General features: G+C 46.0%; 21 protein-coding genes. 14 read left to right on the forward strand and 7 right to left on the reverse strand.

Going from position 1 to position 24,594, the window contains the following annotated elements:
- Positions 1–131: 131 nt before the first annotated feature.
- Positions 132–953, forward strand: a complete 822-nt coding sequence (locus ERJ70_RS03720; protein WP_209367245.1) for an SDR family oxidoreductase — start codon at positions 132–134, stop codon at positions 951–953.
- 43 nt (positions 954–996) lie between these two features.
- Here ERJ70_RS03720 and ERJ70_RS03725 read toward each other — a convergent pair whose 3' ends face one another.
- The 3 genes from ERJ70_RS03725 to ERJ70_RS03735 all read right to left on the reverse strand — a co-directional run bounded on the left by ERJ70_RS03725 (position 997) and on the right by ERJ70_RS03735 (position 4,268).
- Positions 997–1,842: an aldo/keto reductase gene (locus tag ERJ70_RS03725; RefSeq protein ID WP_209367246.1), complete on the reverse strand. Its 846-nt coding sequence runs from the start codon at positions 1,840–1,842 to the stop codon at positions 997–999.
- A 390-nt stretch (positions 1,843–2,232) separates the two neighbouring features.
- Positions 2,233–3,243 carry a FecCD family ABC transporter permease gene (locus ERJ70_RS03730; protein WP_209367248.1) on the reverse strand — a complete coding sequence of 337 codons (1,011 nt, stop codon included), beginning with the start codon at positions 3,241–3,243 and terminating at the stop codon, positions 2,233–2,235.
- Positions 3,243–4,268 carry a FecCD family ABC transporter permease gene (locus tag ERJ70_RS03735; protein ID WP_209367250.1) on the reverse strand — a complete coding sequence of 342 codons (1,026 nt, stop codon included), beginning with the start codon at positions 4,266–4,268 and terminating at the stop codon, positions 3,243–3,245. Before ERJ70_RS03735 ends, ERJ70_RS03730 begins: the two co-directional genes overlap by 1 nt.
- 139 nt (positions 4,269–4,407) lie before the next feature.
- On the opposite strand from ERJ70_RS03735, the gene ERJ70_RS03740 reads away from it, so the two are divergent.
- The gene (locus tag ERJ70_RS03740; protein ID WP_209367251.1) at positions 4,408–5,391 is read left to right on the forward strand and encodes an iron-hydroxamate ABC transporter substrate-binding protein; all 984 of its coding nucleotides are present in this window, start codon (positions 4,408–4,410) and stop codon (positions 5,389–5,391) included.
- A 68-nt stretch (positions 5,392–5,459) separates the two neighbouring features.
- Here ERJ70_RS03740 and ERJ70_RS03745 read toward each other — a convergent pair whose 3' ends face one another.
- Positions 5,460–5,654: a DUF4177 domain-containing protein gene (locus ERJ70_RS03745; protein ID WP_153465510.1), complete on the reverse strand. Its 195-nt coding sequence runs from the start codon at positions 5,652–5,654 to the stop codon at positions 5,460–5,462.
- Between the two features lie 533 nt (positions 5,655–6,187).
- Between ERJ70_RS03745 and ERJ70_RS03750 the strand changes: the two genes are divergently transcribed.
- The gene (locus ERJ70_RS03750; RefSeq protein ID WP_209367252.1) at positions 6,188–6,970 is read left to right on the forward strand and encodes a hypothetical protein; all 783 of its coding nucleotides are present in this window, start codon (positions 6,188–6,190) and stop codon (positions 6,968–6,970) included.
- 76 nt (positions 6,971–7,046) lie between these two features.
- Here the strand turns inward: ERJ70_RS03750 and ERJ70_RS20170 are convergent, their stop codons facing one another.
- On the reverse strand, positions 7,047–8,888 hold the full coding sequence (locus ERJ70_RS20170; protein ID WP_309507298.1) for a YecA family protein: 1,842 nt from the start codon (positions 8,886–8,888) through the stop codon (positions 7,047–7,049).
- Between the two features lie 132 nt (positions 8,889–9,020).
- Entirely contained in the window at positions 9,021–9,389 is a 369-nt protein-coding gene (locus tag ERJ70_RS03760) for a winged helix-turn-helix transcriptional regulator (RefSeq protein WP_209367260.1), read from the reverse strand.
- Positions 9,390–9,510: 121 nt separating this feature from the next.
- On the opposite strand from ERJ70_RS03760, the gene ERJ70_RS03765 reads away from it, so the two are divergent.
- The 10 genes from ERJ70_RS03765 (at position 9,511) to ERJ70_RS03810 (ending at position 20,790) form a co-directional block, all read left to right on the forward strand.
- The gene (locus ERJ70_RS03765) at positions 9,511–10,569 is read left to right on the forward strand and encodes an LLM class flavin-dependent oxidoreductase (RefSeq protein WP_209367262.1); all 1,059 of its coding nucleotides are present in this window, start codon (positions 9,511–9,513) and stop codon (positions 10,567–10,569) included.
- A gap of 23 nt (positions 10,570–10,592) precedes the next feature.
- Positions 10,593–11,651, forward strand: coding sequence for an LLM class flavin-dependent oxidoreductase (locus ERJ70_RS03770; RefSeq protein ID WP_209367265.1), 1,059 nt, complete (start codon positions 10,593–10,595; stop codon positions 11,649–11,651).
- A 12-nt stretch (positions 11,652–11,663) separates the two neighbouring features.
- Positions 11,664–12,230, forward strand: a complete 567-nt coding sequence (locus ERJ70_RS03775; RefSeq protein ID WP_209367268.1) for an NADPH-dependent FMN reductase — start codon at positions 11,664–11,666, stop codon at positions 12,228–12,230.
- Positions 12,231–12,759: 529 nt separating this feature from the next.
- Positions 12,760–14,040: a hypothetical protein gene (locus tag ERJ70_RS03780; RefSeq protein ID WP_209367271.1), complete on the forward strand. Its 1,281-nt coding sequence runs from the start codon at positions 12,760–12,762 to the stop codon at positions 14,038–14,040.
- Positions 14,041–14,173: 133 nt separating this feature from the next.
- Positions 14,174–14,350, forward strand: a complete 177-nt coding sequence (locus ERJ70_RS03785) for a DUF1801 domain-containing protein (protein WP_209367273.1) — start codon at positions 14,174–14,176, stop codon at positions 14,348–14,350.
- Positions 14,351–14,522: 172 nt separating this feature from the next.
- A complete protein-coding gene (locus tag ERJ70_RS03790) occupies positions 14,523–16,250 on the forward strand; it encodes an alpha-amylase family glycosyl hydrolase (RefSeq protein ID WP_245208109.1) in 1,728 nt (575 codons plus the stop codon).
- Positions 16,251–16,262: 12 nt separating this feature from the next.
- Positions 16,263–17,420, forward strand: coding sequence for a glycerate kinase (locus tag ERJ70_RS03795; RefSeq protein WP_209367275.1), 1,158 nt, complete (start codon positions 16,263–16,265; stop codon positions 17,418–17,420).
- Positions 17,417–19,045 carry a sodium:solute symporter family protein gene (locus tag ERJ70_RS03800; RefSeq protein ID WP_209367276.1) on the forward strand — a complete coding sequence of 543 codons (1,629 nt, stop codon included), beginning with the start codon at positions 17,417–17,419 and terminating at the stop codon, positions 19,043–19,045. Before ERJ70_RS03795 ends, ERJ70_RS03800 begins: the two co-directional genes overlap by 4 nt.
- A 10-nt stretch (positions 19,046–19,055) precedes the next feature.
- Complete coding sequence (locus ERJ70_RS03805) at positions 19,056–19,598, forward strand: hypothetical protein (RefSeq protein WP_209367278.1); 543 nt, start codon at positions 19,056–19,058, stop codon at positions 19,596–19,598.
- Between the two features lie 58 nt (positions 19,599–19,656).
- Positions 19,657–20,790 (forward strand): CdaR family transcriptional regulator, encoded by a 1,134-nt coding sequence (locus ERJ70_RS03810; RefSeq protein WP_209367280.1) that lies wholly within the window; start codon positions 19,657–19,659, stop codon positions 20,788–20,790.
- A gap of 405 nt (positions 20,791–21,195) precedes the next feature.
- Here the strand turns inward: ERJ70_RS03810 and ERJ70_RS03815 are convergent, their stop codons facing one another.
- A complete protein-coding gene (locus ERJ70_RS03815; RefSeq protein ID WP_209367281.1) occupies positions 21,196–22,962 on the reverse strand; it encodes an alpha-glycosidase in 1,767 nt (588 codons plus the stop codon).
- Positions 22,963–23,257: 295 nt separating this feature from the next.
- Here ERJ70_RS03815 and ERJ70_RS03820 point away from each other — a divergent pair, with 295 nt between their 5' ends.
- A complete protein-coding gene (locus ERJ70_RS03820; protein ID WP_209367283.1) occupies positions 23,258–24,532 on the forward strand; it encodes a sugar ABC transporter substrate-binding protein in 1,275 nt (424 codons plus the stop codon).
- Positions 24,533–24,594: the final 62 nt, after the last annotated feature.

Here is a 24,594-nt window from a genome sequence, read left to right on the forward strand (position 1 = left end):
GAAACGAAACTCCGTATTTCTTGAGATTTACGGTATTTCCTTCAAGCGATATATGATTGCAAGCTGTTTAAAACAGGGACAGACGTGGAACGACATGAAAATACAACCCCAATGAAAAAAGGAGGAAGAGCATGGGCAAGTTAAACGATAAAGTGGCGGTCATCACAGGCGGTGCGACCGGCATCGGAGAAGCGACTGCAAAAGTTTTTGCGAACGAAGGTGCGACGGTAGTGATAGCGGATATCAAGCAGGAAGAACTGGAAGGTACTGCGAAAGAAATCCGGGATAATGGAGGCACTGTGAAAACATACCGGGTTGATGTATCCAAGGAGGAAGAAGTGGAAGGCTTTGCTGATCAGGTAAAAGAAGAATTTGGACGGATTGATGCTTTGTTCAACAACGCAGGGACGGATCAAGAGGGCGGAAAAGTACATGAATACCCAGTTGAACTGTTTGATGAGATTCAACAAACGGACCTGCGCGGTACTTTTTTGATGAGCAGGTATTTTATCCCGCTGATGCTCGATAAAGGAGGCGCGATCGTCAACAACGCGTCGATGTCGGGCAGCTTTGCCGATTTAGATCGTTCTGGCTACAATGCGGCAAAAGGGGCGATCATTAATTTTACGAAATCCATCGCGATTGACTACGGAAGGCAGGGGATCCGGGCCAATTCCGTTTCGCCGGGTACGATCGAGACGCCACTGATCGACAAGCTTGCTGGCACGAAGGAAGAGAAAAGCGGTCGGCAGTTCAGGGAATCGAATAAATGGCTCGCACCGATAGGGCGGCTCGGTGACCCGGAAGAAATCGCAACGGCTGTTCTGTTTCTGGTATCTGATGACAGCTCTTATATGACGGGACAGGACATGATTGTCGACGGCGGAATAACCGCTTATACGTGGCCAGGAAAAATGGTCATGGACGATAGCTGGAAAAACACCACAGAATAAAAAGAGAGTGTTCATCCCACGTGCAGGATGAACACTCTTTTTTTTAATACTCTTCGTAAACGGCAGGATCCTGGTCGTTGATACGTCCGTCCGGTTTGGTCATGGAGGAAATACTGTTCATTTCCGCGTCGTCCAGTGAGAAATCAAAAATCGAAATGTTTTCCAGTTGCCTGTCCGGATTTGCGGATTTCGGGATAGAGATAGCCCCTAATTGATAATGCCAGCGTAACACGACTTGTGCCGCTGATTTTTGATGGCGTTCTGCGATTTGCTGGATCGTAACTTGCTGTAGGATGTCGTTGCCATGTCCAAGCGGACTCCACGATTCTGTCTTGATGCTGTTTTTTTCATGCCACTTTCTTTGTTGTTCTTGGTTGAAGTAAGGATGCAGTTCGATCTGGTTGATGCTTGGTTTTTCTCCCGTTTCCTTCTCCAGTCTTTTTAAGTGGTCGGGAAGGAAATTGCACACGCCTATCGAGCGGATCAGGCCCTGTTTTTTTGCATCGATCAATGCTTGCCATGCTTCTACGTAGTGATCCTGTTTCGGATTGGGCCAATGAATCAGGTAGAGGTCATAATAATCCAGGCTGGCACGATACAAGGATTCCTGCACTGTTTTGATTGCTTTGTCATAAGTTTGATAACGTCCCGGTAATTTGGATGTGATGCGTAGTTTTTCTCGGGGAACAGCACTGCGTTTCACCGCTTCGCCAACCGTACCCTCGTTTTCATAATTGTAAGCGGAGTCGATCAGCCGATAGCCGTTTTCTTCGATAGCACGCTGGATCGCAGTCGCGCCTTCATTGCCGTTAAGGGCATACGTACCCAAGCCGATTACCGGGAGTTCCAAACCATCATGCAGGGTCACTTCTGGAATTTGGTTGTTCATTCTATTCGCTCCTTTCTATCATTGATTTATAAGATTATCATAATTCGGACTATTTTTCCTGCTATTGAATCGGAGTGCTGTTCTTGATTATATAAAAATCAGACCCCGAAAACGTAGCGGAGGCAAGATACGGAGACTCCAACGGGAACAGCACGAGCTGAAAATCCCGCAAGAAAGCGTCTTTTGCTTTCTGAGGAAGTGGAAGCCGTGCCCGTGGAAAGCGTAGTATCCTGTCGTAGCGATTCCAGACACGAATCAAACAACAGGATAATAAGAAGTTTATCTAAGGAAAACAAATATTAAAAACCGAGCGAATTTGATTGTTAGTTCAAACTCGCTCGGTTGTTGCTTTGGTGGCCATGCTTTTGTCCCGGCCGCCTGCAGTTTTTATTACGTTTTCATCAATAAATAGATAAAGTAACTACCGCCGATGATGGATACGATGAGACCGACTGGTATTTCGGATGGTGCCAGGATATTGCGTCCGATGGTGTCTGCCACAACCAACAGCAGTGCTCCCATCAATGCGGATATCGGCAGGAATCGTTCGTGGGTCGGTCCGACTAGCTTTTTCGACAGGTGCGGAACGACTAGTCCGAGAAAGGCAATCCCGCCGCCGACTGCCACGCTGGCGCCGGCCAGGGCAACTGCGATGAACAGTACGGTCATGCGTTCCCGTTCCACTTTTGTTCCAAGTCCCTGGGCAACGTCTTCCCCCAGATAAAGCGTGTTTAATGATTTCCCTTTATAAATTGCCAGTGGGACAAAGAGAAGGATCCATGGCAGTAATGCGAGTACGTAACTCCAATCGGTTCCGGAAATGTTCCCGGACAGCCAGACGGTTGCCCGGGTAAAATCGTCCGGATTCATTTTCAATTGAAAGATGATGATCAGCGCGGCGAACGCACTGTTGATCCCGATTCCGACCAATACGAGACGGATTGGCGATACTCCGTTTTTCCAGGAAATTGCGTAAATCAGTACCGCAGCGGTTACTGCCCCGATCAATGCCGATAAGGGCATCATATAAATCGATAAAGAGCTGGATGCAACAGCGTTTCCTTCAAACAAGAAAATGTACAATACTACAGCGAATCCCGCACCTGCATTAATTCCAATGATGCCGGGATCAGCCAACTCATTGCGGGTCACGCTTTGCAGCAGGGCACCGGAGATGGCCATCCCAGCTCCGATTAGTAAGGCGATGGTCATCCGCGGCAGGCGGAATTGGAACAATACCATTTCGTTTTGGGCATCACCGTTCCCGGTCACGGTCCGAAAAATCTCCAGCGGGGAAATCCGGATAACGCCAAGATTAAGGCTCAAAACCAGTGTCGCGATGATACTCAGGAATAAAATAAAGCCGATCAGCCACGTTTTTTTCTTTGTTTGCTTGCTCATTATAACGATCTCCCTTCACGGCGTGCTAGATAAAGAAAGAAGGGAACACCGATCAAAGCAGTAACCGTTCCGACCGGTGTTTCGAAAGGCGGATTGATCATCCGCGACACGGTGTCGGCCGCGACTAACAGGATCGCACCCAAAATAGCCGAACAGGGAATGATCCAGCGGTAATTGATCCCCACGAGGAAGCGGGTGATATGCGGAATCACCAAACCGATGAACCCGATAGTCCCCGCGACCGATACGGCCACGCCGGTAAGCAGCAGGACGACGATCGTGCCTGCAAATTTAATCAAGCCAGTCCGTTGGCCGAGTCCTCTGGCCACATCTTCGCCTAAGTTCATGACGGTAATCGAATGGGCGAGCAGCAGAGCCAGAATGATACCGATAATGACCACAGGTGCGAGCAATTTCACATGCACCCACTGTACGCTGGATACACCCCCTGCATACCAGAAACTCATATCTTTGGCGATATTGAAATGAATAGAGATACCTGATGAGAGCGAATTAAGCATTGCGGTCACCGCCGTACCTGCCAATGCCAGTTTGACCGGAGTAAGTCCGGTTTTGGAAATCGAGCCGACGGCAAAAACAATTCCAGTACCCAATCCCGCGCCGGCGAACGCCCACAGCATCATGGCGATATTGGAAGCTCCTGGTGTGATAACCAATGCAACGGCCATCATAAATGCTGCACCAGAGGTCACCCCCATAATCGAGGGAGATGCAAGCGGATTACGTGTCATCCCTTGCATGATCGCTCCGGACATTGCCAGAGCTGCTCCGATCAAAGCGGCTGCAAGTGCTCTTGGAATCCGCAAATTCCGGATGATTTGGTGCGAAGTGGAGGAAGCATCGAATTGGTAGATACTTTGCCAAATCGTTGCATATTTCACGTCTGCGGCTCCATATAAAATAGACAGTCCCATCGTCAACAGTAGAACTGCCAGTCCGCCTATTAAAATAACCGTAGCAAGGAGAGGGCGGGGTCCTTTGTCAGCAGCTGTAATGTTTGCCATATGTAATACTCCTCATGGATAATCGGTAGTGAGAATACCTATCATTATAATATACTGCCAATATAAAATAAAGCTTGTCATTGATAATGAGAATTGTTATCATTTAAGATGTCAATTAGATAATCAGGAGGATAAAGATATGAAAAAGAAAAGTTATCTTTACATATTTACCAGCTTGCTAGTCTGTTTCTTTGTTTTATCTGCTTGTGGAAATAATCAGGATGAGGATAATACCTCTGATAGCGATAATGAGAATAAACAAACCGAAACGGAAAACGAATCCGGTGAACGAACGGTGACTGATGCAATGGGAAACGAAGTCACCATTCCCGAAAATCCAGAGCGAGTGATTGCTTCCTATTTGGAAGATTATCTGGTGGCTTTGGATATTACACCTGTCGCACAGTGGTCTGTACAGGATGGAGCAAGCATCCAGGATTACTTGCAGGACTCGCTGGGCGATGTCCCGACCATTCCGCATGACCTTCCGTATGAAACGGTCGCAAGCCATGATCCCGATTTGATTATCATGGATTCCGCAGAAATGGTGGAAGGCAACAAATATGAGCAATACAGCAGCATTGCCCCGACGTATGTCGTCGGAACCGAACAAAACAATGACTGGCGGGAAGAGTTTAAGCAAATCGGCGAGATCTTCGGCAGGGAAGATGATGTTCAGAAAGAGTTGGATGAATATAAACAAAAAGCAGAAGAAGCCGGCGAGAAAATTCAAACAACGATTGGCGACGAATCTGTAGCCGCTATCTGGCTGGTAGGAGGAACTTTTTATATCGTGAGTGATAACCTTTCCAGCGGTGACGTCCTATACAATGATCTTGGTCTGGCACTGCCGAATGTTGTGAAAGAGATATCTGAAAGCTCTGAAGCGAACTGGTCAGAAATTTCCCTGGAGAAGTTGGCTGAGCTTGACGCTGATCATATCTTCCTGATCAACAGTGATGGGGAAGGTGCTGAAGCGCTGCAGGATGACATCTGGCAGAACATCCCTGCTGTCAAAAACGACAACATTTACGAGTATGGACCAGAATCCAGCTGGCTATATACCGGACCGGTTGCGAATGAACAAATGATTGATGATGCAGTGGAGAGTTTGACAGAATAATAACCAGTAGAGACTGGAAGAGCCTATCCGTACAGGATAGGCTTTTTTTGCGTTAAAAACAGTGGACTTTAGTTGCTTTCATGTTTTTTTCGTTTGAAAATCAGTTCGAAAAAGGAAGCTAATCCATAGCTTTTTGTTGGTGGGGCGAAAATTTGAACCAATTCCCATCCCTCTTTTTCATGTTCGGAAACAATACTATAGTAATCCTCTTTAGGCTTTTGTTTGTAATCCAATTCGATTTTTATAAATTTATGTTCATACAAAGCAATTACCTCCTTTTTAAGTGAATACGCTTTAAAAAGGAGGAAGGTTTCAATTTCTAGGAAACATGAGTGTATGGCTTTGAAATCATAGGGCGACAGCCAATCCACTTAAGCTATCATTTATATTTTCATTCTATCTCTGAGAAATCACTTGGCAGTTCTTCCTCATAGTTCCCGTAAATGTCTATGACTTCAAAAAACTGGTCGTCTTGATAATGTATGCCATATATATTTTTGATGATATCTTCAGCGTCTAGATCTTCATCATATTTGCTTTCAAGCTGGAAATAATCTGGGTTTGGCAGTTTTGCAAGCAGTTAAACCAACTAGAGCAATTACTGCAATTAAAATATATATTTTTTCATGTTGAAATCCTTCCTGATAATTAGATTCTGAACAAAAATATTCTACACCTTATTGATGCCAACATTTCTATATTTCTTCTATGGACAAAAACTGTATACTAGAACTATAAAAGGAATAAACGAAGATAGACTTGTTACAACAGGTCAGGAGTCGTCAAGGAGTGGCATATGGTGAAAGTAAAACAAACATATAGATTAATGGAACTAGGGAAGCTGACATCTTTTGAATTAATTTGTCTATTTGGAACAATTTTTTCTCCGCTTTTGCTTCTATTGGTTCCGACTTTTTTAACAGTGCTTGGCATAGTGGGATTATTAGTATTTAATGTTTGGTTGATTTTTAAAAGCGATAAGAATCAGCGAAAAAAACCAATTTTGTTTAGGGGTTTACAAGTTGCACTGGTTTCATATGTTGTTTTCTTACTTCTTACATATTTTATTACATATCATATAGGTATAAAAAATGAATTTATACTTGGGTTCCTTATAATTTGTTGTTTTTTCGCTTATTTATTTGCTTTAGGGATAGTTACTCTTTACTTATTAAATACTGTTTATATTTATGTTCTTAAAAAAATATTTCCAAAACATAGTGAAAATTTAAATGAACAACAAAAGTACCCAAAATTAAGAACTCTATCACAATTCATTGACTTAACTACTCAAAAACTATATCTCTCGCTATTATTAATAGACTTGTTTCTATATTTATTATTGATTGGTTTTATAATGGTAATTATCTTTAAACATAGTGATGGTGAGAGCGGCTCTTCTTTATTTATTCTTTCTGGTATCATTCAATGGGCTAAACAACAAGGAGAGGTTTTTAGCGTCTTTAATGCTGTAGGGTTGTTATCTTTAATACTAACTATCTATTCCATCACTTTCCCAAAAAGAAATGAAATAGTGAGGAATGCAATAGATAAACAACAAAAAAGATACCAAATATAAAGCTGTTTTTATATTTTAGCATAAGGACAGCAAAATCTATAAAAAGTGAAGGGCTTTTTACAGCCCTCCACCTTTATTAATACTGATATTCTGTTTCATAGATTTCCAGCATTTTCGTTTGGTAGTCTTTCGCGGCAGCGGCAACCTGTTTGTCGATTGTGAGCTTGCCTTCATTGGCCAGCCACTTGGTCAGCGCTTTTACAGTTGTGACCATATCCTTAATCATCGACTTGCTGACTTCTTCGTTTAAAGCGAAGAAATCGACCAATAATAGATCACGCCAGAAAGCCAAATCACACGCTTCCCAGCTTTGCTTGTCCCTTGCTTCCAAAGCCTCTCTTATATCAAACAGACTGTTACGGTATTTACGTTCCGTTCCTTCCGATTTTCCGTCCGTTTTTTCTTTGTAACAAGCAACGATGTCTTTAACGTAAAATGCATTTACCGTGTCCGCCGTGAATCCGAGTTTTTCATAAATCGGGATATCAGCTTCGGCAACCACATGTCCACGAGGCTCGGGAGAAACCGGACGGATGCTGGTATGGCGGTTTTCTCCTCCGGTCACAAATGGTGACAGCGGCAGTCCGAGCTCTCTCCTGACGGTATTGAAGTCGGGAGTGATATCGACAGCTCCGTATCTTTCATGAACCATTCGATGCATATCATTTTCGGCCTGCTTCAGCCATTGTTCGGCAAGTTCCACTTGTCCGGCTGAGACGAGTTCCCGTAAAGATTGGTTGTCATAAACTGGGATTTTCTTATCCACATCGGTATGCAAGGAATGATGGGCGTATAAAGCGATATATTCCGGCACTCCTTCATCAGAGGAAATCGCCAATTGCTTACTGTCTATCTGTACGGGAAGCATGAAGCGCTGTTCAAAATCTTCCGCATAAGAAATCGCACCGTTGGTCTTTTCCACCTTTCGCAAGAAGGCGTCGACGGTTTCCCGGTCGGTTGTCGTGAAGGTCAATGACTTGTTTTCGATTTCCAAGGTAGCGTTGACCTCTGATAAACGGACTTTTCCATCGATTTCGCTGTCGGTATATTCTTGAACGTTACTTAACCAATTCAACCTTTTGTAGGTCACTCCCCATTCATCGATGCCGAAATCCTCATCGTTGTATAAAAAACGTTCTGCCTCGTCTTTGTCGTTCAACAGGAACATGTAAGTGTAAGTCACTTTTTCCTGTTTGGCGCGTTCTTCTGTTTCTGGACCGTTCACAAGGGCTCCCAGTATTTCAGGATAGTATTCCAGCAAGACTTGTTCCAGGTCCGCGCCGCTTTCCGCTCTTAAATCCCTGACGTAGTTTATGGCGTGGTAAAATTGTTTCGGCGTAACCAGCGATCGGACCCCGTTGAAGTAGTAAGAACCATCGACAGGCTCAAGCAACGCCAAGGTTCCATGCCAAGGAAAAACTTCCGGAAGGTTTTCCTTCGTGATGGGAAGGTTGAATGTTTCCCTGTTGAAATGATCACGGAATATGGCCTCTTTCTCGTTGCTTTCGACAGCCTCGATCATTTTCGGCTTCATCTGCACCCAACGTTCCGCCATCTGTTTTTCTTCCGCGGTAAGCCGCTGTTCATTTTCAGCCAGAAACCATTCAATGCCGCGCAATCCATTGTCATACCGATGGAAAAAATAGAGCCAGAAGTTGAAAAAACCTCGTTGATTTCCTCCTAGCGCATGGTTTGTCCGTTTTTTGAATTCGGCCTCCAACGGATGATAATGATTGACAGACAGCTTGTCCAGGATGAAATCGTTCAACTGGTTGACCATGTTGAGCTTTTGCTGGGCAAAACGTTCTTCTTTCACCTCTTGCAGTTGAACGACATTGTCTTTCTTCATACAGCATTTTTTGTATTTTTTCCCGCTGCCGCAAGGGCACGGATTATTCCTGCCAACTTTCGTAATCATCTGTATTCTCCTTTGTGTTAGGTTTTTCTCCTGATGTTTCGTTTGCCTGCCCGGATGTACAGAAAGCATTTCAATCTATGTAGGAGCTTGCACACCAAAAAGGCTGCCGTAAGCAGCCTTGCTATTGTAATATTATTCGTCTGAGGAAACGGTTTTAAGAGCTTCGTTGTTGTTTTTCTGTTGCTTGTGGAGCGTATGCCGGGTTCCCCATTCATGCATCGCCTCCAGAATCGGTTGTAAGCTCATGCCGTATTCCGTGATCGAATATTCCACTTTCGGCGGTACTTGCGGATAAACGACACGCTTAATAATATCCTCTTCTTCCAGTTCACGCAACTGTTTTGTCAGCATTTTTTGCGTGATTCCCGGCACACTACGTTTAAGATCGCTGAAACGTTTCGTGCCGTCCTTCAGCAAATGAAGCAGGATAATCGGCTTCCATTTACCAACCAGGATGCCCAACGCATCTTCTACTTTACACAAATCCGGTTCGATCGTCATGGAGTTCACCTTCTTATGGTATCTTTTAGTATACTATAGCACTTCTAAGTGGGTACTTATATTATTTGTTTATATCTTTTATAATAACAGTGCACCGGGAAAAAAGAAAGGCGGAAATTATGTGGAAGCTTTTCCTATCACCCAAAACAAAGCAATGGAATTAGGTTTATATACATTGGGAGATCTGCTCCCGCCAATCCGTGATGGTGAAGAAATCAGTGAACAGGAAAGGATCGGCCAAATTATTGAAATGGCGAGGCTTGCCGAGGAAGCCGGATTGGATGTCTTCGGGGTCGGGGAAAGCCATCAGAAGCACTTTGTTGCATCCTCTACGCCAACCATCCTGGCAACAATAGCGGGCGTGACGAAAAACATCAAACTGACCAGTTCGGTGACAGTGCTGAGTACGGCAGATCCGGTCCGTGTTTGTGAAGATTTCTCGACCCTGGATCTCTTGTCAGGAGGCAGAGCGGAAATTGTAGCCGGACGCGGGTCGCGTTACGGAGCCTATGAATTATTCGGCTATGATTTGAATGATTATGAGGAATTGTTCGATGAGAAGCTGGAGCTTTTACAGCAATTGAACCAGCAACAGCCGGTCACCTGGGAAGGTAATTTCCGACCGGCTTTGCAGGAGGCAGCGCTTTATCCAAAACCGTTGGGTGGGAGCCTGCCGATTTGGTATGCAGTCGGTCAGCATCATGCGAGTGCGATGAAGGCTGGCAGGCTGGGGATGCCGATCCAGCTTGCCGGTTTGTACGGGGCGTCCAGTGTATTTGAAAAACGGGTACAGGGCTACCGTCGCAGTGCCGTGGAAGCTGGCCATGATCCGGAAAAACTTCCGGTTTCCATGGCCTCGATGCTGTATGTGGGGGACGATACCAGTACAGCGATGAAAGAATATTACCCATACTTGAACCATACCTCGAAGGTCAATTGGGGCACTTCTTTTCCGAAGGATCGTTTTGCAGAGGCATCCAGCATCAAGAATGCGATGATGGTAGGGAGTACGCAGCAAATCATCGAAAAAATTCTTTATCAATATGAGTTGTTCGGGCACCAGCGTTTTCTCGTCCAAATCGATCATGGCAATATCCCGTATCGAAAGGTAATGGACATGATCGAACTATTTGCTTCTGAAATCGCACCGGTTGTCCGGAAAGCGACAGCCAAGCAGTAATTTTGCAGAAAGGTGGAAGAAACATGGAAAAATATCGAATCGATAAAAACAAAGGATTGGAATTCGGCATTTATACATTGGGCGACCATTTGCCGAATCCATTGACAGGAGAGAGGATTTCAGCAGAACAACGGCTGCATGAAATTATTGAATACGCAAAACTGGCCGAGCAGGCTGGAATCGATTTCTTCAGCGTTGGAGAAAGCCACCAGGAATATTTTGCGACACAGGCACATGCGGTGGTGCTTTCGGCTATCGCACAGGCGACGGAAAAAATCAAAATCGCCAGTTCATCGACGATAATCAGTACCTCCGATCCGGTACGTGTTTACGAAAACTTCGCCACGCTCGACTTGATTTCCAAAGGCAGAGCGGAAATTATTGCCGGCCGAGCCTCCCGGATTGGATTATTTGATTTATTGGGCTATAATATCCGCGACTATGAAGAACTGTTTGAAGAGAAGTTTGAGTTGTTGCAGCAAATCAATGAACAGGAAGTAGTCAACTGGAGCGGTGAGTTCCGGGCGCCATTAAAAAATGCGCGTGTCCTGCCGCGTCCTCAGTCCGGCTCCATGCCGATTTGGCGTGCGGTCGGCGGTTCTCCTGCGAGCGCGATTAAAGCCGGTTATGCAGGGGTGCCGATGTTCCTCGCGCACTTGGGTGGTCCGGCAACGGTGTTCAAACGGTCCGTCGATGCATACCGGGAAGCTGCCCGCAGCAGAGGCTTCGATACGGACGAACTGCCAGTAGCAACTGCAGGCTTTTTCTATGCGGCTGAGACTTCTCAGCAGGCGCTGAAAGACATGTATCCATTTATCAACGAGGGCATGAAAAAGACAAACGGACAGGGCTTTCCAAAGCAGCATTTTGCACAAGGGGTCGATCCGCATAATATCATGAACATCGGCAGTCCGCAGGAAATTATCGAAAAGATTTTATACCAGCACGAGTTGTTTGGTCATCAGCGGTATATTGCCCAAATTGATTTCGGCGGCATGCCGTTTGATAAACTGCAGAAAAATATCGAGTTGATCGGAACGGAAATTTTACCAGCGATCAGAAAATATACAGCAAAGGATTAGGGGGAAGCGGAAGTGAAGATTGTCGGATTATCCGGTTCAAAAGTCGGCAGCAAGACGAGAACAGCCATGAACTATACAGTCAAAGCGCTTCAGGAAAAATATCCGGATACAGAAGTGACGTTAATCGACTTGGCTGAATATGACGTCCAGTTCAGTGATGGACGGAATTATATGGAATATGAAGGAGATACAAAATATGTTGCGGAAACCATTATGGAAGCTGATGCGATCGTCATCGGGACTCCCGTGTTCCAGGCGTCGATTCCGGCTACGTTGAAAAATGTGTTCGATCTGCTTCCGGTCAATGCGTTCCGTGATAAGGTCGTCAGTATATTGGTGACAGCCGGTTCGGCGAAGCATTACTTGATGGTCGAGCAACAGTTGAAACCGATTCTTGCTTACATGAAAGCACAAATGGTGCAAACCTATGTGTTTATCGAAGAGGAAGACTTTCACCGCAAAGAAATCGTCAATGATGATGTGTTGTTCCGTATCGGGCGGCTGGCAGAAGATACCGTCGTATTAACCGAGACATTCAGCCAAATCAGGGAAGCAAAGGAAGCAGAATATGATTTTTAAATAAGAGTGGCCGGACAAAGGCATGGCGACTAAAGCAAAAACCGAGCGAATTCTAATTTCTATTCGAATTCGCTCGGTTTTTTTTGATTTGTAAGTTCCTTAGATAGATTTCCTTTTTACCTGTTGTTGGATGAGTCCTTCGTATCACTACGGTAAGCTACTGCGTTTTTCTTTACCAAGTTAGCTGAAGCCGTGTCCGCAGAAAGTGAAGTACCTTGCCGGAGTGGAGAGTTACACTATTCATAAAAGAAGGTTAGAACGGTTTGCTTTTTTTGCTGAGCCAGGTTATGAAAAAATAAGAAAAGCAGAAGCACCTTGGTCACTATGCTTTTTTCCAGCCTCTTTTTTATCGCGCCAGCATATTTGCAAGTTCTCACGTTAAAGTTCTCGGTGTCAATCCTATCGAGGGCTTAAATGGCTGGGAGTTATCATTCGAAGATCATGAAACGAATGGGGAAGTTCTATCGTATTAGCTATAGATCAGTCATTATTGAATGATACATAAGAGGCTGAAGAAAGGAGAGGCATATTGGACAAGAGAATACAAGCATTGGTTGATTTGACGAAAGAGAAATTCGGTTTGCAAAACTATTATCTGGGGAGGCATGATTTAAACCGCAGTGTAACCATTTTTAAAGAAACGAATTACACATTAACGATGGAATGGTTTCCAGCGCATGCCCCAAAGCCTGGTGAAGATGATTTAAACCCGGAAGGAACGGCCGTAATCGAAATCGACATCCATCAACAAGTATTTATAAGTGCTATATTTGTCGGCGGGAAATCATTTGCCGAAAACGGCATTTCTTTTTCTTCTTTATCAACGGACGCTGTCATTGGTTGGGTGGAGAAAGAAACGGGGCTGGTATTTGGAAAACAATTCTCTGTGCAAAAAACTTCCCGACAGGAATACCGGTTTCAAGCATGTGTAAACGGGACTGCTGTCTCTCCCGGTGGCCAAATAGAAGTAAAGATGGATAAAAAAGGGCAGCTCCTATTCTTTTCGATAACTGGAGATTTTCCGACAACTGATGTGGTGGAAGAAGCTGTTTATCAACTTTCACTTGAAAGCATCGAACCGCTGGCGAAGAAGCAAGCACAATTGGTTGAATTTCCTGCTCTCGAGCAGGAGAAGCTGATTCCGGTTTACGCTATGGAAGAAATATACGTGAAAAATGATCAAACCGGTACCATAACTTTTGACATAGGCACTCCGTCCGGAACCGTGGAGACGATAGACAGACCAATCGTATGGGATGAGCAGCAAGTTGATTCATTAAATTCTTTTACTCCTTTAAATAGGGGCTGGCAGGATAAAGTAACAACAGACCAGGCTTTTTCCTTGGAAGCATCACCGGATGTACTCCCAATTACATTAGAGCAGCAGGCGGGCTGTGTGGAGGCAGTAAAACAAGTACTGCTCCAAGAATACCCGGATGATTCAGGAAAGTGGATTATAAAGACAATCCACCGTGATAATGGAAAAATGGTTGCAACGCTAAAGTCCAATAATCATACTCAGAGGGTTTTTAGTAGAAAGCTGCTTGTATTTATCGATGCTGATCGTCTAATCCCGGAAAATTATATCGATAATCAAGACTTGTGGGAAGTGTTTGAGTCCTGGGAAGTCCCTGAATCTGTAACCATTCCTAAAGAAGTAGCATTTGAGAAAATAAAGGGTCATGTGGAGTTGGAACCGGTATATGTATATGATTCTTCCAAGAATAAATACGTTCTCTGCGGAAAGTTGGATTGCCATCATGGAGTGTCTGCAGCCGATGGAGAAGTCATAGCGTTAGAAGATTTATAGCCTAGGGCGGGGCTGGTCAAACTGTAACTATGAAGCAGGACGGGCAGATCAATCGAAGAAAAATCAACTTCATCACAAAGACACGCTATTTTTTCTGATATATTCCCCGCGCAAGGCACGCATCACCCAGGCTATGGCAACCGGTGATCCTGACCGTGAAAAATTGCTTCCTGAACTGGGAAAACATAAGGCCGGGAAAGGTTGTATTTATATCAACAAGCTTGCGGATATCAATCATGATGTTCTAAAAAAGATGATCAACCAGTCCGTGACGTATTTGCAGGAAGCATTTCCGGCAAAAAAGGGATGATTGGCTATTATCGCCGCACCTGGCAACAGGCAGCGGTATTTTTTTGGATACTGTACTGTTTCATAAAACAAAACAAAGGGTAAAAACAAGTGTTATTTTGTTATCGATAACATTGAAAGCGTTTTTTTGCTTTGATAGAATGTAACAAACAAAGCTGGAGGAGGCGAACAACATGGAAATAGACAAGAAAACGCTTCACGCTATGGAAGAAAAATTGCAATTTATTTATGAACAGCAGGACGCTGCTTACTTACTGACCAATATACAACGATTAATGGGGGAGTATGAGTCAACTATTCCAAGTCAAAGCAGGAATCGTGATTTTGTCTCGGAGAAGGATACGATTTTGATCACCTATGGCGATACCATCAAAGAAGACGGCAAAGCCCCTTTACAAAGTCTTCATGAGTTTCTGAACGATCATGTAAAGGAGACCTTGACCGGTGTACACGTACTGCCTTTTTATCCATTCAGTTCAGATGACGGCTTTTCTGTAATCGATTACTTTGCTGTCGATCCGAAACTAGGCAGTTGGGAAGACGTGGAAAGCCTTTCAGATGATTATGAGCTGATGTTCGACGCCGTTATCAATCATATTTCTGCTAAAAGTGAATGGTTCCAGGAATACCTGAAAGGGAATCCCGCTTACCAGGATTTTTTCATCGAAGCCGATCCGGAAGCCGATTACAGCAAGGTCACCCGTCCAAGAGCATTGCCGCTGTTGACGAAGTTTGAAACCGCTAACGGATCGAAATACATTTGGACAACCTTCAGTGAAGACCAGATTGATTTGAATTACAAAAATCCGGAGCTCGTTCTGAAGATCATCGAGTTGCTTTTGTTCTATATCAGCAAGGGAGCCAAGCTGATCCGGCTCGATGCCATCGGATTTTTATGGAAAGAGATGGGCACTAGCTGTATCCATCTGGATCAGACCCACGAAATGATCCAGTTGTTCCGGAATATCGTCGACACGATTGCGCCGGATACGATTCTGATCACCGAAACGAATGTGCCGCATAAAGACAATATCAGTTATTTTGGCAACGGTTTTAATGAAGCACGCATGGTGTACCAATTCCCATTGCCCCCGCTGACGCTTCACACCTTTTTGACCGGAGATGCCAGTCATCTGGCTGATTGGGCAAGCAGTCTGGAAGAAACGACGGAAGAGACCACGTATTTTAATTTTCTGGCCTCGCATGACGGCATTGGTGTCCGCCCGGTGGAGGGCATTCTGACCGACGGGGAAGTAGAAGCGATGATCGATTCAGTCCACGCACATGGCGGCTATGTTTCTTACAAAGATAATGGGGACGGAACAAAAAGCCCGTATGAATTGAATATCAATTACTTTGATGCTTTGTCCCATCCCGAAGATCCACAGGATCGAAAAGTGAAGCGTTTTGCGGCTGCACAGTCGGTATTGCTTTCGGTAACCGGCGTCCCGGGCATCTACATTCACAGTATGCTTGGTTCCCGGAATTATCAGGAGGGTGTCAAGGAGACTGGCCGCTATCGTTCCATCAATCGGGAGAAGCTTGACAGAGGGAAGTTGGAACAAGAGCTTGCCGATCCAGCCTCGGTTCGCAGTCAGGTACTGGAAAACATGAAACAATTGATCAGGATCAGAACCGCTGAACGGGCATTTCATCCGAACAGCCCGCAGGAAGTATTAAAATTGAACAAACACGTCTTTTCGATCGTGCGGACAAATAAAGACAGTCCGGAAGAAAAAGTATTTGTTCTTATCAATGTATCCGATAATCCGCAAAGCCTGTCCCTTGATAGCGACAGCCAAACGGCCCACGACCTTATTTCAGGAAAAACCTATGTTTCTGGATCGGGTAAGCTGTCGGTTACCCTTCAGCCATATCAGGTTGCCTGGCTGAAGGTCTAAGGGGGGAGCAGGATGAAATATGTAATTGCTCCTGATTCCTTCAAAGGGTCCATCACGAGTATCGAGGCAGCAAAAGCGATCAGTCGTGCTGTCCGGGAGACAGATGGACAGGCTGAAGTTGTAGAGCTGCCGATGGCCGACGGCGGTGAAGGGACGGTCGATGCCGTACTCCTCAGCAGAGGCGGGGACAAAATAACACGCCAGGTGGAGGATCCGCTAGGCAGGGTGATTGAGGCAAGCTATGGATGGATGGAAGAAGAAAAAACGGCAGTCATTGAAACGGCAGCAGCTTCCGGGTTGCCGCTGCTGAAGACGGAGGAGTTGAACCCTTATGAAGCATCGAGTTATGGAACCGGCCAACTGCTCCGTGATGCGTTGGAAAAAGGGGCGGAGACCATTATCCTCGGACTTGGCGGAAGTGCGACCGTGGATGCCGGTGTCGGGTTGTTTCAGGCGTTAGGATTGAAAGTCTACGGTGAAAACGACCGGGAAATCAGTCGGGTCGGCGGGCGGCTCGATCGGATAACCAAAGTTGATGCCACTGGGCTCGAACCAAAGTTAAAACAGGTCAATATTATTGTTGCCTCCGATGTGACCAATCCATTGCTTGGAAGAGACGGAGCTGTCGCCATCTTCGGACCGCAAAAAGGGATATCAGCGCAACATCTGGAAACATTCGAAGCAGGGATGGCCTCATTTGCCAAAGTAACTGCCGAAGCAGTAAAGCATAACGTCGCAGAAGAGCCGGGAAGCGGTGCAGCCGGAGGAATCGGCTTTTTGCTCCAATCTTTGTTGAAGGTCGAATTCCGCAGCGGCCTAGAGCTTATGGTTGAATTAAGCAGGCTGGAAGAACACCTGGTCGGAGCCGATGTGGTATTCACCGGGGAAGGAAAAGTGGACGGCCAGTCGTTATTCGGCAAAGTACCTGTAGGTGTCGCCCGGGCGGCAAGGATGAAGGGTGTACCGACTGTGGCATTTGCCGGCATGATCGGCGATGGTCTCGATCGTCTCCAGGCGGAAGGACTGACTGTTGTCATTCCGATTGTCGATCAGCCAATGGCACTGAAAGAAGCAATGGCCGAAGGGGAAAGGTTGTTATATACAGCAGCAACACGTGCAATGCAGTTAATTCGATTAGATAAAAGGGAGATTGGGAGGGAAACAAAATGAATAACTTTACAACAATCGATTTTATCGTATTGATTGTTTATGTACTGGGAATCGCATTTTTCGGTGCTTTTTTCGGAAAAAATCAAAAAACGACAAAGGACTATTTCTTAGGCGGACGCAGCATTCCCTGGTGGGCAATCGGCTTGTCGGTAATGGCGACCCAGGCAAGTGCGATTACGTTCATCGGTGCGCCGGGTTGGGGATATTCCGGTGGTCTGGAACGAATCAACACGTATATCAATGTTCCGCTCGTCATGGCGTTTTTGATGGTGACGATTGTCCCGTTCTTTTACCGGACGGAAGTATATACGGCCTATGAATATCTGGAAAGACGCTTCGATGCGAAAACAAGGTCGCTGACAGCCGGTTTGTTCCTGGTGGCTCGCGGTCTTGCTACAGGTGTCGTCCTGTACGCTCCTGCGCTGGTTTTGTCGGTTGTGACCGGCTGGGATGTAAACGTTACAATTATTATCATGGCGATCATCGCGGTGGCCTATACCGTTCTGGGTGGCATTTCCGCGGTTATCTGGACGGATGTTATTCAGATGTTTGTCCTGTGGCTAGGTGCGGCATTAGCTATCATTAAAATTATCAGTACCATGCCGGACGGTTTTTCCGGTGCGATGGATATCGGAGCGGAAGCTGGTTTGCTGCAGTCGCTTGATTTCCGATTCGACTTGTCTGTCGAGTATAGTATTTGGGCCGGTGTCATTGGTGGTTTCTTCATGCATGCCGCCTATTTTGGAACAGACCAAAGCCAGATTCAGCGGGTGTTGACGAGTAAATCGATCAAGGAAAGTAAAATGTCCTTGATTGTCAGCGGCCTGTTCATCTTCCCGCAAATGATGCTGTTCTTGGTTATAGGAATTATGCTGTATGCGTTTTACTCGCAAGCCGGCAGCCCTGGAGTGGAAAATTTGAATGAATTGTTCCCATTGTTTGTGGTCAACAATTTGCCCGTCGGAATCACTGGTTTGATCATTGCCGGTGTCTTCGCGGCAGCGATGTCGAGCCTTGATTCGGCATTGAACTCACTGTCAGCGGTTTCGGTCCGCGACTTTTACGCAAAATTCTTTAAAAAGGATGCCTCGGAAGCCCATTATTTAAAAGCTTCCCGTTGGGCGACGATTTTCTGGGGATTGTATGCAACGGTTTTCGCCTTCTTTGCCGGGAATCTCGGTCCGGTTATTGAAGTGGTGAACGAAATTGGCTCTTACTTCTATGGTGCCCTGCTTGGTGTGTTCATTCTGGCGATCTTTTTCCGCCGGGCGAACGGCACAGGAGCCTTTGCCGGAGTCATCGCGGGAATGCTGGCCGTTTGGGCGGTAGTTACGTTTGCCGATATTTCGTTTTTATATAATAATGTTGTCGGGGCAGTCGTAGCAGTCGCCGTCGGCTATGTCGTCAGCCTGTTTGGCAAAGCACCAGTGAAGGAGAAGCTTGCCGGCCTGGTCTTCGGCGATACGGAGCCGGTACAGGAAGAATTGAAACGACGCCAGTCAGAAGCAGATAAAGTAAAAGAAATCGAAGAGGAAAAATCGATGAAAAAATGGCCATACATCTTGATCGGCTACTTCTTCGTCACCTTGCTGATTTTATATATCATTCAAACCACAACGATGTAGGTGAAAGCGTATGGATAGCTATGTTTTGCAACAAGCTGTTGGACAAAAGGAAGCGGTACGATCAATCAAACAGCATCAAAACAACCTGATTGCCAAATGGCAGCGGCTGTTCCGATCCGGACGGCAGCTGACCTCCATCGAGTTGGTCCATCTTCCTTACTGGTGCTTTTCTTACCAGTATCGAAGCAAGCAGATGAAAGATCCAATCCGCGGAAAAGTAGCAGTGGAAACGTATCAGCATCACACGGCTATTCTTCCTGAATCGGCACAATATCGTCCGGTATCGAACGAAACTTCTTTGCTGGCGCCATTCGGAGAACCAGTGCCGGAGGTTGCCCGGAATGAAATATACTGGGAGGCTTTCAGTCGTGAAAAGAAACGTAAAGACATAGCGGTGGAAATCCTGGAAACAGCAGTCTTATATGTGCCGTACTGGATTGGTTATCTGCAGGGAGATACCATCGATATTATTGCGGTAGATGCTGCAAATGGAAAAATCGATTTAGGGATAAAAGAATCATTGTTGGAAGCCATCATGGCTTCCAACAAATAAAGGGCTGCCTCGACGGCAGTCCTTGCTGTATTTCAAAACAACACGCGGGGGATGGCAAATGGCACTTTTATCTGAAGCAATCGCACAGCAAATCGTTTTGGAAATGGAAAAAATCATTGAGCGCAATATTAATATCATGGACGAAACGGGCATTATCATTGCCAGCAAGGATACAGAGCGAATCGGGAGCTTTCATGAAGGAGCATTGAAGGTGATTCAGGAAGGGGAGCCGGTTCCGATTTATTCGGATCAGAGCCACCAGGGATCCAAAGTGGGAATGAACATGCCGATTTTTTTCAAAGGAGCGTTGATCGGCGTTATCGGCATAACCGGAAACCCCGAGGAAATCAGTGACTATGCCAAAATTATTCATAAAATGACCGAGGTCATGGTAAAAGAAGCGTATGTCAGTCAGGAGTTGGAGCTGGAAAAAAGCGTGAGGGAACGATTTGTCCATGAATGGATGCGGCGCCAATGGTCGGATCGAAGCGACTTTCTGCTGCGTGCCAAAACGTTGCAAATCGAAATGGCAGCATCGAGGCAGGTCTTGTTGTTCGAGCTTGTCCATATAAAGGAAAAGCAGGATTCAGAGCTGACCAGGCAGGAACGCTTACGGTCGATCATGAAAGAGATCGGTGACATGCTCGGTATTGGGGCACAGGACATCCTTGTACTATGGCAGTCCAACCAATTTATTTTGTTGAAGCAGGAACCGCCTGTATCCTTTCCGTCTCAGATTAAGGAGTGTCTGCGGAGGCTTTGCAGCAATCAAATTGGCATTCATTGCGGGGTGGGCAGACAGCAGCATGACATGGATGGAGCCGTGAAATCGTTCGAGGAGGCCCAACAAGCGTTGTTTTTCGCCAGGCAGAAAAAGCAGTCGGTAGTGGCATTCCATGACTTGGGAATCGAATCGATCGTTTACCAGATTCCCGAAGCAGTGAAAATAGATTTTGTTGAGCGGTTTTTCCCTGTTTTTTACGAAAAAAAGCACCAGCAGCTTGTGGAGTCCGTAAAGGTGTTCCTCGAACACGAGCAAAGCATTGCTTCGGCCAGTGACGCCTTGTTTATCCATAAGAATACTCTGCAGTACCGTTTGAAAAAAATGGAGCAATTGACCGGTTTTGATCCTCGGAAATTTAAGGACGCAGCCTTATACTGGCTGGCGCTGGCGTTTTTGGAAAAACAATGAAACGGCTTGGGACAAAAGCATCGTGGCCAAAATAAAAATGTTCTTATGTATCGTGTATCAATCTACTCCGGCAAGGTACTTCGCTTTTCGCGGGTACGGCTTCAGCTAACTTGGCAAAGAAAGGCGCTTTGCCAAGTGGCTTTTCAGCTCGTGCTGTTCCCGTTGGAGTCTCCGTATCTTGCCTTCGCTTCGTTTTCGCAGTCTGAGTTTCAAGACAAGATGAATAGAACCGAATTTTGTGGACATGCTTTTGTCCCGGCTTCGTTTTTTAAAGTGATTTCTGTCCTTGTACTACTTGGGTGCAGTGTACTTACTTTCGCAGGAGGAAAAGTGTTCAATCGTCACTGCGGAAAAAAATTGGCGTTTTTAATCTGTCTCCGCTACCGGTTGGTTAAGTCAGGCTATTTAATGCTCGAAAATGCGAAAGCCATATGGCGGCAATTCCAGTTCGTCGGGTACTTTTGCTGACTGTTTTTTTAGACCGTCTTCAGCTGAAAGATGCCATTCCCGCGAAGTGGATTGGTTCCCGAAATTGCCAGTCGGCAGCAGTACAGGATTGGAGCTATTGTTAAGGAAGAATAGCAGCCGGCCGGTTTTGCCGGACTTTTCATAAACCAGGCAATTTTCATTAGGGGTTTCGAGAAAGCGGAAGTCCGCATGATTGCCGAAAAGCGGTTCGTTTTTTCGAATCCCGATCAGAGATCTGACAAAGGCGAGCAGCGCCAAATCCTGTTTATTTTCATCCCACTCCATGCAGGCGCGACAGCCCGGATCTTGCCCCCCGGTCATGCCGATTTCATCCCCATAATAAAGACAAGGCGTGCCAATAAAGGACAATTGGAACAAATAAAGCAATCTAATTTTATTTTTATCGCCGCCTGCAAGTGTTGCTATCCGCGGTGTATCATGGCTGTCGAGCAGGTTGAAGGCTGTTTCGTTGACGTTCGCCGGATACATATGCAGGACCTTCGTAATTGCTTCTGCGAACGCAGTAGCAGTAATCTTCTGTTCGGCGAAAAAATCGATTGCCTGATTGGTAAACGGGTAATTCATCACTGCATCGAACTGGTCTCCCCTCAGCCAAGGCATCGAATCATGCCAAATTTCCCCAAGGATATACACATCGGGCTTGATGCTTTTCACAGCCTGACGAAACTCTCTCCAGAAGCTATGGTCGACTTCGTTGGCCACGTCGAGCCGCCAGCCGTCGATATCGAATTCCTCCACCCAGTACTGAGCTGTCCGGAGTAAATACTCTTTTACTTCCTGGTTGTTTGTGTTCAGTTTCGGCATGGAACCGACAAAGCCGAACGTGTCGTAATTTGGGTGCTTTTCCGATGTGACCGGAAACTCCCAAAGGTGGAACCAGTCTTTATACCGCGACTTTTCCTGATGGGTGAGGACATCCTGGAACGGCGGGAAATAATAGCCGCTATGATTGAAAACTGCATCGAGCATTACCCGGATGCCGCGCTTGTGACAGGCATCGACCAGCCGGCGGAATACTTTTTTGTCGCCAAATTGCGGATCGATCTGCCTGTAATCGATCGTATCGTATTTATGATTCGAATAGGCGGTGAAGATAGGGGTGAAATAGATACCGTTGATCCCAAGTTCCTCCAGGTAATCGAGATGATCTATCACCCCTTGGAAGTCACCACCGAAGAAGTTTTCCGGTGTCGGTTTAGCACTTCCCCATGCCAGTGTGTCCGGCGGATCGAGCGTTGCGTCTCCATTCGCGAAGCGTTCCGGAAAAATTTGATACCAGACCGTGTCCTTCACCCAGGATGGTGGGGAAAATACATCGACGGCATGCAGGTAAGGAAAGCAAAAGTAATTGGCGATATCATTTGGCATGGAGTCGAAAAACCCCCCCTCTGTGTAATAACAGACTTCTTCCTCAGACTCACAGCGGAAACCGTAACGGAGCCGGCGAAAGGGCGGTTTGATCTCAGCAAACCAGTAGTCATGCAAATCAGTGGAGCCGGATCTTCTCATCAGTTTGCTGTCTGCTTGCCATTTTTTCTCCTTCCAGTCATATGGGTCCCCAAAAATTAGGGAGACGCTTTTGACATCATCTTTTTTCGTTTGAAGCAGGATGTGCAGTGTCTCTTGATCATACATGTAGGCGAAGTTATCCTTCGGCCGGTGATAAACAGCTTCTTTTAACATGGTTAAACCCTCCAGGGAGAGCAAGAGCTGTTGGCATCCATATAAAAAACCCCGTTTTCCAGTTGGAAAACGGGGTTGTGGCCGGTGCCAGGCATTGCCCTCAGATTATTGTCCATTAATTGTTATCAATATACAGAAAGCGCTTTATTTCGTCAACCCCACCCTTTGTGTTTTTTTTGGGGTCAGTCCCCATGTTCGAAAAAATTTGTGAAAACGGTTGCACAAATGAATGGAGCGGTGTAGAATGTAGTTAATTTAGTGCAAACGTTTGCGCAAAAGAAAAGGGGAGAAGAAAATGGACAAAAAACGAGGAATGTGGGTCCAACTTATCATGATGCTGAGCTTTTGTTTCTTGCTGGCGGCTTGTGCGCCGGAGCGTGAAGAGCCGGCAGGGGGAGAGGATTCTGGACAAGAAACAGCTGAAAAACCGGAAGAGCTGACGATTTGGGCAAATGACGAAGAGGCGCAGTTGGAAGCAATCGAAGACATAGCAGCAGATTATGAAGAACAGGAAGGAATCAAAGTCAATGTGGTGGCGAAATCGATGCTGGACCAGGAGCAGGAACTGGCGCTTGCCGGACCGGAAGGGAAAGGTCCAGATTTATTTTTCCAACCGCATGACCGTATAGGAAATATCGTTGCACAAGGACTTGCAGAACCGCTCCAATTGTCGGATGAAGAGATCAACGGTTACAGCGAAGCTGCGATGGAAGCAGTCTCTTACAATTATGACGGGCAAACCGATTGGTATGGAGTCCCGATGGTCTTTGAAACGTATGGCATTTTTTACAACACGGATATCATCCCGGAAGCTCCGGAGACAATAGAAGATTTACAGACTGCGATCAGTGAGCATACCAATCCGGATCAAGAACAGTATGGGTTTTTGATGAAGCCGAATGATCTATACTTCACTTATCCGTTCTTCAAAAACTACGGTGCCTATATTTTTGGTGGGGATAATGGTGAATACGACACATCCGATATCGGCCTGAATAATGAGGGAGCTGTGGAAGGCGGAGCGCTTTATCAATCGTTCTTCGGCCAGGGAAAAATCCCTGCTTCCACTACCTCCGACGTGATAGACGGATTGTTTACGGAAGGCAAGGTTGGTGCGGTTATTAACGGTCCGTGGGCAATCCCAGGTTACAGAGAAGCGCTTGGTGACAGTCTTGCTTTTGCTCCGTTTCCTACAATAAACGGGGAGCCGGGAGAAACGCTGGTCGGCGTAAAATCCTGGATGGTTTCCTACTACTCGGAAAACAAAGACTGGGCAACCGACCTGGCGTTGTTTTTAACGAATCAGGAAAACTTACAGCATTACTATGAAATAGCAGGCGAGCTGCCGCCGAACACGAAAGCCCTGGAAGCGATAGAAGATCCGATTCATGCCGCATTTGCAGAACAAATCCAACATGGTGTGCCGATGCCAAGTACTCCGCAGATGTCTCAGGTTTGGGAGCCGATGAACAATGCTCTGCAATTTTTGGCAGATGGTGAGGATATCCAGCCTGTGCTGGATGAAGCGGTTGAACAAATCGAGGCGAATATAGAAGCTTCCGGACAATAAGTATAGCGGATAATGGGAAGGATATCTTCCCATTATCTTTATGAAAAAACCTTACATTAAAG

The organism is Sediminibacillus dalangtanensis (assembly GCF_017792025.1).
In the GTDB taxonomy this organism is placed as follows: domain Bacteria; phylum Bacillota; class Bacilli; order Bacillales; family Amphibacillaceae; genus Sediminibacillus; species Sediminibacillus dalangtanensis.

Excerpts from the sequence above, each read along its gene's own strand:
- ERJ70_RS03760 (WP_209367260.1), bottom strand. The coding sequence starts at position 9,389 with ATGACGATCGAACCGGATTTGTGTAAAGTAGAAGATGCGTTGGGCATC.
- ERJ70_RS03720 (WP_209367245.1), top strand. The coding sequence starts at position 132 with ATGGGCAAGTTAAACGATAAAGTGGCGGTCATCACAGGCGGTGCGACC.
- ERJ70_RS03785 (WP_209367273.1), top strand. The coding sequence starts at position 14,174 with ATGGCAACCGGTGATCCTGACCGTGAAAAATTGCTTCCTGAACTGGGA.
- ERJ70_RS03750 (WP_209367252.1), top strand. The coding sequence starts at position 6,188 with ATGGTGAAAGTAAAACAAACATATAGATTAATGGAACTAGGGAAGCTG.
- ERJ70_RS03805 (WP_209367278.1), top strand. The coding sequence starts at position 19,056 with ATGGATAGCTATGTTTTGCAACAAGCTGTTGGACAAAAGGAAGCGGTA.
- ERJ70_RS03770 (WP_209367265.1), top strand. The coding sequence starts at position 10,593 with ATGGAAAAATATCGAATCGATAAAAACAAAGGATTGGAATTCGGCATT.
- ERJ70_RS03820 (WP_209367283.1), top strand. The coding sequence starts at position 23,258 with ATGGACAAAAAACGAGGAATGTGGGTCCAACTTATCATGATGCTGAGC.
- ERJ70_RS03800 (WP_209367276.1), top strand. The coding sequence starts at position 17,417 with ATGAATAACTTTACAACAATCGATTTTATCGTATTGATTGTTTATGTA.
- ERJ70_RS20170 (WP_309507298.1), bottom strand. The coding sequence starts at position 8,888 with ATGATTACGAAAGTTGGCAGGAATAATCCGTGCCCTTGCGGCAGCGGG.
- ERJ70_RS03810 (WP_209367280.1), top strand. The coding sequence starts at position 19,657 with ATGGCACTTTTATCTGAAGCAATCGCACAGCAAATCGTTTTGGAAATG.
- ERJ70_RS03790 (WP_245208109.1), top strand. The coding sequence starts at position 14,523 with ATGGAAATAGACAAGAAAACGCTTCACGCTATGGAAGAAAAATTGCAA.
- ERJ70_RS03740 (WP_209367251.1), top strand. The coding sequence starts at position 4,408 with ATGAAAAAGAAAAGTTATCTTTACATATTTACCAGCTTGCTAGTCTGT.
- ERJ70_RS03735 (WP_209367250.1), bottom strand. The coding sequence starts at position 4,268 with ATGGCAAACATTACAGCTGCTGACAAAGGACCCCGCCCTCTCCTTGCT.
- ERJ70_RS03815 (WP_209367281.1), bottom strand. The coding sequence starts at position 22,962 with ATGTTAAAAGAAGCTGTTTATCACCGGCCGAAGGATAACTTCGCCTAC.
- ERJ70_RS03725 (WP_209367246.1), bottom strand. The coding sequence starts at position 1,842 with ATGAACAACCAAATTCCAGAAGTGACCCTGCATGATGGTTTGGAACTC.
- ERJ70_RS03795 (WP_209367275.1), top strand. The coding sequence starts at position 16,263 with ATGAAATATGTAATTGCTCCTGATTCCTTCAAAGGGTCCATCACGAGT.
- ERJ70_RS03730 (WP_209367248.1), bottom strand. The coding sequence starts at position 3,243 with ATGAGCAAGCAAACAAAGAAAAAAACGTGGCTGATCGGCTTTATTTTA.